Genomic DNA, 12,138 nt, shown 5'->3' on the forward strand with positions numbered 1-12,138 from the left:
ATCAAGTTCTTGTATACGCTGATGTTATTAATATTATTCAAGTAGATGAAACAAACAGAATATTATCAAGAAAAGATGTACCTTTATTTGATATGAATGCCTTTCGTGAAGCAACTATAAATGCTTTTGTTCATAATAAATGGATAAATGGTAATGCCCCTATGTTTACCATTTACAGCAATAGAATCGAAATACTTTCTCACGGAAAACTTGCATCTAATCAAACAATGGAAGGATTTTTTCTTGGAGAATCAATACCTGTTAATCAAAAATTATCAGATATATTTTTACAACTACATATAAGTGAACGTTCTGGAAAAGGTGTCCCAAAAATAATAGATACATATGGTAAAGATGTTTTTGATTTTAGAGAAAATTCGATAGTCGTTACTATCCCTTTTAATTGGATAAACAATAAAGTTGGGGATAAAATGATAAACAAAAGACTAAATCTCACCAGAAAAACAATCCTTAAAGAAATAAGAATAACCCCAACATTACGCAAGAACAATTAATGCAAATAATTGATATTGGGAAAACAGCTATTCAAAATAACATATCATATTTAAGAAATAACGGATATATTGTAAGAGTAGGTTCAAATAAAGATGGATATTGGGAAGTACAAAATTAAAAAAAGGAGCATAAATATGGAAAAAATACAAATTGAATTAATGAATGAGTTTAAATACTTATCAAACTTAAAATCTAACAAATCAAAAACTATGTTTACATTTAATGTAAGAACTCCAGATGTAAAAGAAAATAGGTACTTAAATAATCTATATTTATATAAAGATAATCAAAGTATATGTTTAATTGAAAATGACACTTTTACATTTAATGATTGGTTAACTGATGATAGTATAATAATCAAAAGAAAAAATAAAGATGATGATGATTATACTTCAACATTTTTTAAACTTACATTAGGACAAGGAGAAGCAAAAAAATTATTTAGCATACCTTTACCTGTGTTAAATATAAAAAGAATTGATGATGAAAACTATTTGATTCATGCAACTATTAATACGAAATATCCTGATCTTTATTTAAAAAATTCTAATGAGAGAAAACAAATAATTACTGACATAACTGAAAATAATTTTAAAGTTGAAATAGAAGAAATTCCTTTTTGGGAAAATGGTGGAACTTATACAGCATACCAAAGACATCATTTATTCATATTTAATAAAAATCAAAATGAATTAACACCTATAATGAATGATGTTTATGACAATGTTTCAACGTTTGATATTGATAAAAATAAAATAGTATATATTTCATCTAATTTCAAAGAAAAACTTGATTTTTATTCTGGAATATATGAATATGACTTATTAACTAAAACAACTAAAGTTATTTATGAGAAAAAAGATTTTGGATTTTCTAATGTATTATATACAAAAAACTATATCTTTACATTAGCTTCAGATATGAAAACTTATGGAATAAACGAAGACACAAGACCTTATTTAATTTCACGTGATACAAACGAAATGAAACTTATGTTTTCTGAACCTTTACGTTTTGGAAACACAACAGGTTCTGATGCAAGAATGGGTTCAAATAAATACATTGAAATTGATTATGAAACAAATAAACTTTTATTTATCTCAACAGATGAAAATATAGCAAAACTTATGAAATATGATGGTAAATTAACTGTTGAATCAGATTATAACGGTTCTATTGATGGATTTACAATGATTAATAACGATATTTATACTTTAGCATTTGTTAATAACAATTTAGCAGAAATATATAAAGGATCTGAAAAAATAACTAATTTTAATGACAGTATTTTTGAAAATAAATATGTAGCTACACCTTTAGCTATAAAGTTCTATTCAAATGGAAGTGATATAACAGGATTTGTTATGTTACCTGAAAATTTTGATAATACGAAAAAATATAAGGCAATACTTGATATTCATGGAGGACCTAAAACTGTTTACAGTACTATATACTATCATGAAATGCAAGTTTGGGTAAATTTAGGATATGTTGTTATGTTTACTAACCCTCATGGTTCTGATGGTAGAGGAAACGAGTTCAGTGATATCAGAGGAAAATATGGTTCTATAGATTATCAAGATTTAATGAAATTTGTAGATGTTGTTTTAGAAAAATATCCTAATATTGATGAAAATAATCTTGGAGTTACAGGTGGATCATATGGTGGATTTATGACTAACTGGATAATAACACAAACAAATAGATTTAAATGTGCTGTAACTCAACGTTCAATATCAAACTGGACTTCAATGTATGGTGTAAGTGACATAGGATTCTGTTTTGCAGGCGATCAAAACAATACAAAATTTGAAGATGACAATTTCTTTGATACTTTATGGAATTATTCACCGCTTAAATATATAAAAAATTGTAAAACACCTACTCTAATAATACATGCAGATGCTGATTATAGATGTCCTATAGAACAAGGATATCAATTATTTAATTCTCTTAAAGTTATGGGAATTGATTCTAAAATGATTGTATTTAAAGATGAAAACCACGAACTTTCTCGTAGTGGTAAACCAAAAGCAAGAATTTCAAGACTTACAAATATTACAAATTGGTTTGAAAAATATTTAAATGGATAGATAAAAATAAAGTGGACTATTGCAAGCATAAAAAATGCTTTAGCTCATCAAAAAAACTCGTAATCATACTATTAGATTACGTGTTTTTTCTTTTAATTTATGCAGTATTATTCCATCTATCCTTATTCTTTTGCATATGTATTTTTAAATTAAAGCCCATTAAACTCTTTTCTATGAATTGCTTTGACTTTTCTAATATCTTTTGCTTTATCGTTTTTTATATCCTTTTACAAAAACTTGATAAAAAAGATAATATTTCATTAAGTGATTCGAAATTTTTTGAGTAATAACTGTTTGTATAACTTATTAAATTATTAATTTTATTAGAAAAAGCATAGATAAGCACAGAAAGAAGTCTAACGGGATGAACTTTAGTTTTGTAATAAAATACTTTATTTAAATAACTTAGATCTAACACCTCCAAAATATTTTTATACACTACAGGATCATTGTTAGGAATTTCCAAATGTATCAAATTGAAAAATTTAGGTTGATTTATTTTTAAATTTAGTTTAAAATGAAATACGTTGTTCATAGGTACATTATACCATAAAACCTTGATTTCACTAGGTTTTGTTGGGATTTTGTACCTTTTTTTGTAAAAAAAAGGAAGCTTAAATTTTTGCTTCCTTTTGGGGACTTATTTTGCAACAGCCCCTTTTTATTATGATTGCCTTTTTTTCTATTTATCTCCATTTAAATGAATCATATTATCTGGCATATCTCTAATCCATACTTCTATCTCCCATGCTAATGATGATGAAAATATTTTAAAGTCTAAAAATGCAGTTATATATATTTTCCCAGCATAAACATTTTCTGTCATGTTTTCAATTTTTTTATTCTTTTTGGATCTGGTATTCCTACTGAAGTTATAGCCTCAATAAAATAAATACAGTTTTTTCTTTTCTGAATTATGCCTTAAGTATTAAAGTTTAGATCTTCTCACTTTACCAATTCTATTAACTTCAATTTTATATTCATATGAATTATTCCTTCAATTTCTTACAGTGAAATTTCTATATTATAAAGTTTATTATTATAGATTTTTACTGTATAATACTAGGATTATGTGTGTTACTAGTCTATTATTACCCTTTTGTTTCCATTAACAAGAAATTTTAAAATCTTATATAAAAGGTCGCTGCAACTACCTTTTTAATTAAAATAATTCTAATATATTATTCTTGGAAATAAAAGAAAAATTAGTATTAAAATTATAAGTATTACACACTTAGAAAGCATAGCTTCACCTCCTTTCGAGATGTGCTTTATTATTATATCATACGAAATAATATAAAAAAAGAGAGATTGCAGTCTCTCTTTTTTATGCTCTCTAAGTGTTTTTTATTTAACAATATATTGTACATTTTTATTATATACTTAATTTTAAAAATAAGCAATACTTTTTTATTTTCAGATTGAGATAATATCTGGCATTTTTCTTATTATTTTTTTTGGACTATATAAATAAATTAAATTTTCATGAGATTTCAAAAAAATATCTTTTTCTTTTTTCCACTGATTTGATTTATATGTTTTAATTAATACTAACATTTCGTCAGTTAAACAATACACGTAGCTAGGACTGTTTGTTGCTTTCCAATTATCTTCAATAAAAGCTACATTTCTAAAGTATGCATTGCCTATTAGCATATGAAACTTCGTAAAAACTTCTGATAAAAGCTATAACATCATGTATTCTTATACATTTATTTGTAGCTTCGACCATTCATCATTCTTTTTAGTATTTGCCATTGCTAAAATAACATATCCACATAAGTCTTATTGTTGTTTTAGTGGAACTTTAAATTCATTTAAAATGTTCTTTTCTTGGCTTCTTCTAATTTAGAAATACATAAATCTCCTTAATATTTCATCGTACATTATTTCAGACTTAGATATAACCAATAGCATTTGTCTATTCAACCTATTTTTATAAGATCATAGCAATCATTTCTAAACATATCTAATTTTAAACGATTAAAATTTTTATTATTAAAAATTTTCAATAATTAAAAAAATTCTAAAAACCTTTAGCTCTTATTTTCAAACCATTACAAATTATAATAGTTTGATTTCAATTTTCTTAAATTTTCCCTATTGATAAAAAAAGATTGGCGTTTAAGCCAATCTAATATATATTACCATTCATATTTAGCTGATAAGATACCTTTACCGTTAATTTCTACTTGTGGTTGGAATTTAACCTTTAAAGGCATTTGTGCTATAGCACCTAATTTTAATCCAATAACTGGTCTATATTCAACCTTTAATTCAGGTTCAAAAATAACTTGAGCCCATTGTGAATTGTTAATAGCTTTTATATCAGTAAGTTCTGCTTTTAATGTAAATTTAGGAGTTAGTGTAACAACTTCTATAGGTTTGTAATCATATAAAACTGAAACTAAAGATTTAACACTTCCTTCAAGAACATTACTACCATTCTTTTTATAAGCAATTACACCTTCTAATTTACCTTCTACTGTTACTATATTTGTATATTTCGCTTCAGGTCTAATTTCAACTTTTAATTCTTCATGTTTAGTGGTATCTGTCTTTACTGTTTCTACAGCTTTAACTTGTAATTTTAATTCTGTTGAAGGTATAGTTTTTAATTTACCATTAAATTCTAATCCTGCGTGTGCTTTAATTTCATCAAACTTCACTCCACCTAAAGCTTTAAGACCTAATTCAACATCTTTTATACCTTTATAATTAAATCCTAATTCAGCATCAAGACTTCTATTTTTTTCTACAACTTTTTTAGCTCCATAACTTAATTTACCAAAAATATCATAATTAGATACATTAGTATTTGCTTCTAATTCAAATTTAGTATTTAAATCAAAATTAGTTTCTGCTTTTAATGATGTTCCTATTCCGTAAAATTTAGGGAAAGCATATTTAGCCCAAACTTTTGAATCTTCTTTTTTGAAAAAATTGTACTCTGACATTTTATTTCCATTAGATTTAATCTCTAAACCTGCTGAAAACCCTGTATTTTCTACTTTTATTTCACCTTTTAATTTTGTTTCTAACTTTGTTTCTTCTGATTTATAATCTTTATATAATTTACTTGATATTGCTCCTTCTACTTCAACGAACCCTTTTACACTACCATATGATAGTGCGGTGCTGATAATTGATAACAATATTAAACTTTTCTTCATTTTTAAATATCCTCCTAGATTATCATTGTATTCTATATCTAATTGTTAGCACAAGTATACCTTTTTTTGTAAAAAAACGATTTCAAATCTTAGAATTTCCTTAGAAGATATTTAACTTTTTTTATAGAACTCTTTGTATAATCTTATATACATTAAGTGTATAAATATAAAAATATATTTAACCATTTTGGTTCACGTTTAGAAACAAATTAACAAAAATACTTTGAAAACTTGAATTTTTGTACTTTCCAGGCATTTTATTTACATATATAGTCATTTGTGATATAACGTAAAAAATTATGCTCATATATTTTAGGAAAGGATTTAAATTAAATGAAAAAATTACTTTTATTATTTAGTTTTATAACTATATGTTTAGCTAAAGAGAATTTAAAACTTGAATACAATTATAATAATGGACATAAAATTATTGTTAATTACAACGGTAAATATGTTGATGCTAATACAAATTATGAACTTTCTTTACATTCTAATAATGAAAAAGATATTTTTGGAAGAATAAATCTTTCTTATATTAATGAAAACATCAAATTAGGTGGATTTACAGATTATAAATACAAAGATGCAAAATTTCATTTTGAAGCTGGACTTTATGCAGGCTTAATATTAAAAACGATTTATTATTACCTACAACAAAATATTTTGTAGCTGAAAAAACAACCACTTTTAAATATAAAACACCACAATCTCAACAACTTCTTGCTCTATCTAAACCAGAATCTGATGAAAAAAGTAAAATAGAAAAAGGATTAAATACATTTTTAAATAATAAGGTTATAAAAAAATTAAAAGATTTTGCTCAAAAAGGTAAAATTCCTAAAATGAAAATTTCATATTATGATAATTATTCTTTAATGTCATTTAAAGAGGAAGGTTTAAGTATATATCAATTAGCTCCTTTACGCACACTATTTAATGACCAAAATGTAAAAAATGCAATCATTCAAAATTCTCTTAGTTGGTTTCTTCCTTATGAAAAATTTATTACATTTGAAAATTGGGAAATAGAACAAGATGCAAGAAGAAAAGTAATTCAAACAAATAAAAAGAAAGTTAATTACATAATACCTTTGTATGCTAAATTAGGTTATCATCAAAAAATAGATAATATAAATATAGGATTTGACACAGAATTTAATTATGAATCTGTTGGATTAAATTACTATATAAACCATAGAATTGAAAAAACTGGAGAAATAGTCAAAAATCAAAATGTTTTTAAAGTACGCAGTAACTTACAAAATTTTAAATATAGTATAAAACTATATGCAAATTATGAAATAAATAATTGGAATATAAGCAGTTCGATATATTTAAAATATAGACTATCAACTCAGGATATTAGTATAGATGAAGTAACTGATCATTTTGTACTTAATAAAGCATATTTAATTAAATTTTTGATAATGAACTACGGATTAAAGCTTGGTATTGCAAAAGATGATTATATAAAAGGAATTACTCACGAATTATTAGTTAATCCAAAATTTAAGGTTTCTTATACATATAATATGGAACAATTTAAGTTAATTCCCTCTGTTACTTTATCTATGAATTACTATAAATTTGATAAAGACTATATAATAAAGATTTTTAGTAATGAACTAACAGAAAAAGAAGCTAAAGAAGGATTTATAAAACCTATTAAAGCTCAAAATATAAATTTAAAAGAAAATATCATATACCTTGACTATTCAATTAAACCAGAACTTACTTGTTCGTATGAAATTAATAAAAACGTAGAAATTTTTGCAAATGGTGGTGCAGATTTTACAATGAAACCTGTTAAACTAAATGGAAAAAACACACATGAACTTAATGCTAAAGGTATTGGGAGTCTAGGATTAAATTTTAAATGGTAAAAAATTAAATTATCATTAAATAAATGAAATGAAACAAATCCTTAAATATCATATGGTTAAAATATTTACCTTAATATTTATATCGTTATAATATACCAATAAATACCTCAAATAAAAAAGGTTAAATATGTTTCTAAGGAAATTCTAAGATAAGACATTTTTTTATTTTTTTGAGGGTATACTGTTACTAATATTTATAAGAATATGTAGGGGGAAACCAATGAAAAAAACAATATTATTTATATCTTTACTAACTACACTAGCATCAGTTGCATCAACGACGGGTAATATTGAAGTGCAAGGATCAATAAAAAAAGAATTAACTAATTCATCATCTAATACTGACTTTGAATCAAAAATAAAGGGAGAACTAGCTATAAAAGGTTCAGGACTTAAACTTGGGACAGAATTAAAAATCGAAAATACAAGCGTAAAAAATAGCGATTCAAAGGTTTGGGCTGAATATAAATTCCATGAAATTGGAGGTATAACTCCAACATTAAAAGGAACTGCAAAATTTGATGGAAAATTTGATTTAGAAGCTAAATTTAATGCTGCTATAGGTAAAACAGATTTTGAATTTAATACTAAATATGAATCTGAAAAATTAATAACTGGAAAAGGAGTTTCAGCTAATTTAAACGCTAAATTTAACCAAGTTAAAAATACTAAATTTGAAACATTAATAGGTACATGGAGAAATCTTGAAAATGGTAAAAATGAAGCTAAATACTATGGTGAATTTGGAGTAGAATATAAAGGATTTGAAAATATACTATTAAAATTTAGTGAAAAATTAACTTTAAATGAAAAAACAGAGGCTAGTTTACAACTTAAAGCTTCAGTAAAATATGAAGGTGTAAAAAATGTTATTTTAGAAGCTAAAGTAGATTCTGAATTAAATAGTATTAATAAACCAAATGCCTTGGGATATAACATAATAACAGAAGGTTATGCTGAATATAAATATAAACCTATAGAACCTATTACTCTAAGTCCTAAACTTCATCTTAAAGCTGTTGCAAAAAGTAATGGTAGTAATGGTTCAGGTCCAAAACATTCTTGGGGAGAATTAACAATAACTCCATCAGTTAAATTACAATGTAAAACTATTAAAGAATTAACATTTACAGCAACATCTGAACTTCCAATTAAATTTAACTTTGAAAAATATACTACAACAGTTACAGGTAAATTTAGTGCAGGTATAAAATATGAATGGTAATATATATTAGATTGGCTTAAATGCCAATCTTTTTTTATTGCACAAAAAAAGGAACTTTTGTTCCCTTTTAAATTAAATTAAAACCTACTACACTTAATATACTTATTATAACTCCTGCTAATATTAAGCCCAAAAATATGTAAATCATACTCTTTTTAAAGTCCATATCAAGTATACTTGCGGCTAATGCCCCTGTCCAAGCTCCTGTTCCTGGAAGTGGTATCCCTACAAAAAGTAGTAGTGCTATATAAATTCCAAATTTACTTTTTTTTGTTAATTTTTGTCCTGCATTATGTCCTTTTTCTAAAAATAGCGTAAACAGTTTAGACAAATATTTTTTATTTTTCCCATATTCTAATACTTTTCTTGCAAATAGAAATACTATAGGTATCGGTAATATATTCCCAAAAATTGCTACTATAAATGATATATAAATAGGAAGTCCTATTGCTTGAGAATAAATTAGAGAACCTCTAAGTTCTATCAAAGGTAACATTGATATAAAAAAAACGTAAATATATTTCATTATGTTTCTATTCCCTTTTTATCAAGTATTGCTTTTATCCAAGCTTTAAATAAAGGATGTGGTTTATTAGGTCTACTCTTAAATTCAGGATGATATTGCGTTGCAACAAAGTATGGATGATTTGGTATTTCAATAACTTCAACATAATTTTCATCAGGAGATGTACCTGAAATTATGAATCCATTATCTTCAAATAATGCCTTATACTTATTATTAAACTCATATCTATGTCTATGTCTTTCATGTATTACTTCTTGTTCATATGCTTTTCTTGCAATACTTCCTTCTTTTAAAACACAAGGATAAGCTCCAAGACGCATAGTTGCACCCATATCTGTAATATTTTCTTGAGCTTTCATCAAGTGTATTACAGGATTTTTAGTATTTTCATCAAATTCTTCTGAACTGGCATCTTTTAAATTAAGTACATTTCTTGCAAATTCGATAGTAGCCATTTGCATACCAAGACATATTCCTAAAAAAGGAACATTATTTTCTCTTGCAAACTTAACTGTAGATACTTTACCTTCAATTCCTCTTCCACCAAATCCACCTGGAACTAATATACCATCATATTTTTTCAACTCGGTTAAATCAAATTCTTCTGCTTTTAAATAATCTACATTAACTTTAGTAGAATAATTATAACCTGCATGTTCTATTGATTCGTGTATACTTATATACGCATCTTTTAATTCAACGTATTTACCTACTACCGCTACATTAATTTGGCGTTTAGGATTTTTAAATCTGTATACCATTTCTTTCCATTTTTCAAGACTTGGTTTTTCATTTTTAAGACCTAGTTTTTTACAAACTTCATCAGCTAATCCTAAATCTTCCATAATAATAGGTAATTCATATATATTATCAGCATCTAATGCTTCTATTACAGAACTTTCATCTACATCACAAAATAGGGCTATTTTTTTCTTAACTTCTTGCGGTACATTATATTCACTTCTTAAAACTATTATATCCGGTGTTATTCCAAGACTTTGCATAATTTTAACGCTTTGTTGAGTTGGTTTTGTTTTTAATTCTTTTGCAGCTTTTAAATATGGTAATAATGAAACATGGATGTATATAACATTTTCTCTACCTACATCTTTTTTAAATTGTCTAATAGCTTCAATAAATGCTGTACTTTCAATATCACCTATTGTTCCACCTATTTCAGTTATTACAACATCAGAATCAGTTTTAGTTCCTGCTTTTAGGATATTTCTTTTAATCTCATCTGTTACATGAGGTATATATTGAACAGTTGCTCCTAAATAGTCACCTTTTCTTTCTTTAGATATGATACTAGACATTATTTTACCATTTGTAACATTACTATATTTTGTTAATTCTTCATTGATAAATCTTTCATAGTGTCCTAAATCCAAGTCAGTTTCCATACCGTCAACTGTAACAAAAACTTCTCCATGTTGATATGGACTCATAGTTCCTGGATCAACATTAATATATGGATCAAATTTTTGCATAGTTACACGATAACCTCTCTCTTTAAGAAGTCTTCCAAGTGATGCTGCCGTTATACCCTTACCTAATGATGAAACTACTCCACCTGTAACAAAAACATATTTTGCCATTTTATTTCCTCTCCTATTTAATAAAGGGTCATAAAAATAATGACCCTTTTCTATTTATATTATGTTTCTCTTATTTTCTTACTGTACCCTTTTTGTATGCACCTTCTGCACCGTAAACATCCACTATTTTTTCTTTATAGTATTTTTTCATAAATTCTTTACCTTTAGCAAGATATTTTCTTGGGTCAAATTCTGCTGGATTATCAAAGAATGCTTTTCTAACACCTGCTGTAAATGCTAATCTACCATCTGAATCAACATTTATTTTAGCAACTGCTGATTTTGAAGCTAGATTTAATTGGTCATCAGGTATACCTATAGCATCTTCTATTTTTCCACCATTTTCATTTATTATTCTTACATATTCTTGTGGAATTGATGAAGAACCATGTAATACAATTGGGAATCCAGGTATTCTTTGTTCAATTTCTTTTAATATATCAAGTCTTATATGTGGATTATCTCCAGGTTTAAATTTGTATGCACCATGTGAAGTTCCTATTGCTATTGCTAATGAATCAACACCTGTTTTTGAAACAAAATCTTCAACTTCGCTAGGTTGTGTAAAGATGTGTTCTTCTGCTGATACTTCATCTTCTATACCTGCTAATACACCTAATTCTGCTTCAACAGTTACATCATATTTATGAGCAAAATCTGCAACTTTTTTAGATATTGCCACATTTTCATCATAGTCATATTTTGAAGCATCTATCATTACTGATGAGAATCCGTTTAATATACAATCTTCAGCTATTTCATAACTTGGACCATGATCTAAATGTAATGCAACCGGTATATCTGAACCTGAAGCTTCAACATATGATACTGCTGCTTTAGCAATCCAAGGTATCATATCTCTTCCTATATAATTTCTAGCACTTGGTGAAACTTGTAAAATTACAGGTGCTCCCATTTCAACACATGCTTCAATTATAGCTTGTAATTGTTCTAAATTATTAAAATTGAAAGCTGGTACTGAATATCCTTCCTTATTCGCTTTTGCAAACATTTCCCTTGTATTAACCAGACCTAAGTCTTTATAGTTATACTTCATTTTATTCCTCCTAATATATATCATAATTGTTTTTACAATTCGTTATTATTATTCTAGCAAAGATAGA

At 26.1% G+C, this 12,138-nt stretch carries 10 protein-coding genes and 1 pseudogene; 5 read left to right on the forward strand and 6 right to left on the reverse strand.

The genetic code is table 11. The features are described from left to right. Positions 1 to 92: 92 nt before the first annotated feature. Complete coding sequence (locus AWT63_RS06140) at positions 93 to 515, forward strand: ATP-binding protein (RefSeq protein ID WP_231723224.1); 423 nt, start codon at positions 93 to 95, stop codon at positions 513 to 515. A gap of 135 nt (positions 516 to 650) precedes the next feature. Then, positions 651 to 2,609, forward strand: coding sequence for an alpha/beta hydrolase family protein (locus AWT63_RS05010; RefSeq protein WP_068268719.1), 1,959 nt, complete (start codon positions 651 to 653; stop codon positions 2,607 to 2,609). 682 nt (positions 2,610 to 3,291) lie between these two features. Here the strand turns inward: AWT63_RS05010 and AWT63_RS06345 are convergent. The 3 genes and pseudogenes from AWT63_RS06345 to AWT63_RS05020 form a co-directional block, all read right to left on the reverse strand. After that, positions 3,292 to 3,453: pseudogene (locus AWT63_RS06345) on the reverse strand (BsuBI/PstI family type II restriction endonuclease); the annotation flags it as partial. Positions 3,454 to 4,025: 572 nt separating this feature from the next. After that, positions 4,026 to 4,265 carry a hypothetical protein gene (locus AWT63_RS06350; RefSeq protein ID WP_068268720.1) on the reverse strand — a complete coding sequence of 80 codons (240 nt, stop codon included), beginning with the start codon at positions 4,263 to 4,265 and terminating at the stop codon, positions 4,026 to 4,028. 488 nt (positions 4,266 to 4,753) lie between these two features. Further along, positions 4,754 to 5,782, reverse strand: a complete 1,029-nt coding sequence (locus tag AWT63_RS05020; RefSeq protein WP_068268721.1) for a hypothetical protein — start codon at positions 5,780 to 5,782, stop codon at positions 4,754 to 4,756. Between the two features lie 333 nt (positions 5,783 to 6,115). Between AWT63_RS05020 and AWT63_RS05025 the strand changes: the two genes are divergently transcribed. The 3 genes from AWT63_RS05025 to AWT63_RS05035 all read left to right on the forward strand — a co-directional run bounded on the left by AWT63_RS05025 (position 6,116) and on the right by AWT63_RS05035 (position 8,890). Then, positions 6,116 to 6,451: a hypothetical protein gene (locus tag AWT63_RS05025; RefSeq protein ID WP_068268722.1), complete on the forward strand. Its 336-nt coding sequence runs from the start codon at positions 6,116 to 6,118 to the stop codon at positions 6,449 to 6,451. Between the two features lie 173 nt (positions 6,452 to 6,624). After that, positions 6,625 to 7,665 (forward strand): hypothetical protein, encoded by a 1,041-nt coding sequence (locus tag AWT63_RS05030; protein ID WP_068268723.1) that lies wholly within the window; start codon positions 6,625 to 6,627, stop codon positions 7,663 to 7,665. A 220-nt stretch (positions 7,666 to 7,885) separates the two neighbouring features. After that, a complete protein-coding gene (locus tag AWT63_RS05035) occupies positions 7,886 to 8,890 on the forward strand; it encodes a hypothetical protein (RefSeq protein ID WP_068268724.1) in 1,005 nt (334 codons plus the stop codon). Between the two features lie 67 nt (positions 8,891 to 8,957). Here the strand turns inward: AWT63_RS05035 and AWT63_RS05040 are convergent, their stop codons facing one another. The 3 genes from AWT63_RS05040 to AWT63_RS05050 all read right to left on the reverse strand — a co-directional run bounded on the left by AWT63_RS05040 (position 8,958) and on the right by AWT63_RS05050 (position 12,071). Further along, on the reverse strand, positions 8,958 to 9,416 hold the full coding sequence (locus AWT63_RS05040) for a COG2426 family protein (protein ID WP_068268725.1): 459 nt from the start codon (positions 9,414 to 9,416) through the stop codon (positions 8,958 to 8,960). After that, complete coding sequence (locus AWT63_RS05045) at positions 9,416 to 11,014, reverse strand: CTP synthase (RefSeq protein WP_068268726.1); 1,599 nt, start codon at positions 11,012 to 11,014, stop codon at positions 9,416 to 9,418. The genes AWT63_RS05040 and AWT63_RS05045 overlap by 1 nt, the downstream gene beginning before the upstream one ends. Before the next feature lie 70 nt (positions 11,015 to 11,084). Next, positions 11,085 to 12,071 (reverse strand): class II fructose-bisphosphate aldolase, encoded by a 987-nt coding sequence (locus AWT63_RS05050; protein WP_068268727.1) that lies wholly within the window; start codon positions 12,069 to 12,071, stop codon positions 11,085 to 11,087. Positions 12,072 to 12,138: the final 67 nt, after the last annotated feature.

Source organism: Caviibacter abscessus, assembly GCF_001517835.1.
In the GTDB taxonomy this organism is placed as follows: Bacteria; Fusobacteriota; Fusobacteriia; order Fusobacteriales; family Leptotrichiaceae; genus Caviibacter; species Caviibacter abscessus.

What these genes read in the sequence shown, in the direction of transcription:
- AWT63_RS06140 (WP_231723224.1), top strand. Translation starts at nt 93, where the DNA reads ATGAATGCCTTTCGTGAAGCAACTATAAATGCTTTTGTTCATAATAAA.
- AWT63_RS05010 (WP_068268719.1), top strand. Translation starts at nt 651, where the DNA reads ATGGAAAAAATACAAATTGAATTAATGAATGAGTTTAAATACTTATCA.
- AWT63_RS06350 (WP_068268720.1), bottom strand. Translation starts at nt 4,265, where the DNA reads ATGCTAATAGGCAATGCATACTTTAGAAATGTAGCTTTTATTGAAGAT.
- AWT63_RS05020 (WP_068268721.1), bottom strand. Translation starts at nt 5,782, where the DNA reads ATGAAGAAAAGTTTAATATTGTTATCAATTATCAGCACCGCACTATCA.
- AWT63_RS05025 (WP_068268722.1), top strand. Translation starts at nt 6,116, where the DNA reads ATGAAAAAATTACTTTTATTATTTAGTTTTATAACTATATGTTTAGCT.
- AWT63_RS05030 (WP_068268723.1), top strand. Translation starts at nt 6,625, where the DNA reads ATGAAAATTTCATATTATGATAATTATTCTTTAATGTCATTTAAAGAG.
- AWT63_RS05035 (WP_068268724.1), top strand. Translation starts at nt 7,886, where the DNA reads ATGAAAAAAACAATATTATTTATATCTTTACTAACTACACTAGCATCA.
- AWT63_RS05040 (WP_068268725.1), bottom strand. Translation starts at nt 9,416, where the DNA reads ATGAAATATATTTACGTTTTTTTTATATCAATGTTACCTTTGATAGAA.
- AWT63_RS05045 (WP_068268726.1), bottom strand. Translation starts at nt 11,014, where the DNA reads ATGGCAAAATATGTTTTTGTTACAGGTGGAGTAGTTTCATCATTAGGT.
- AWT63_RS05050 (WP_068268727.1), bottom strand. Translation starts at nt 12,071, where the DNA reads ATGAAGTATAACTATAAAGACTTAGGTCTGGTTAATACAAGGGAAATG.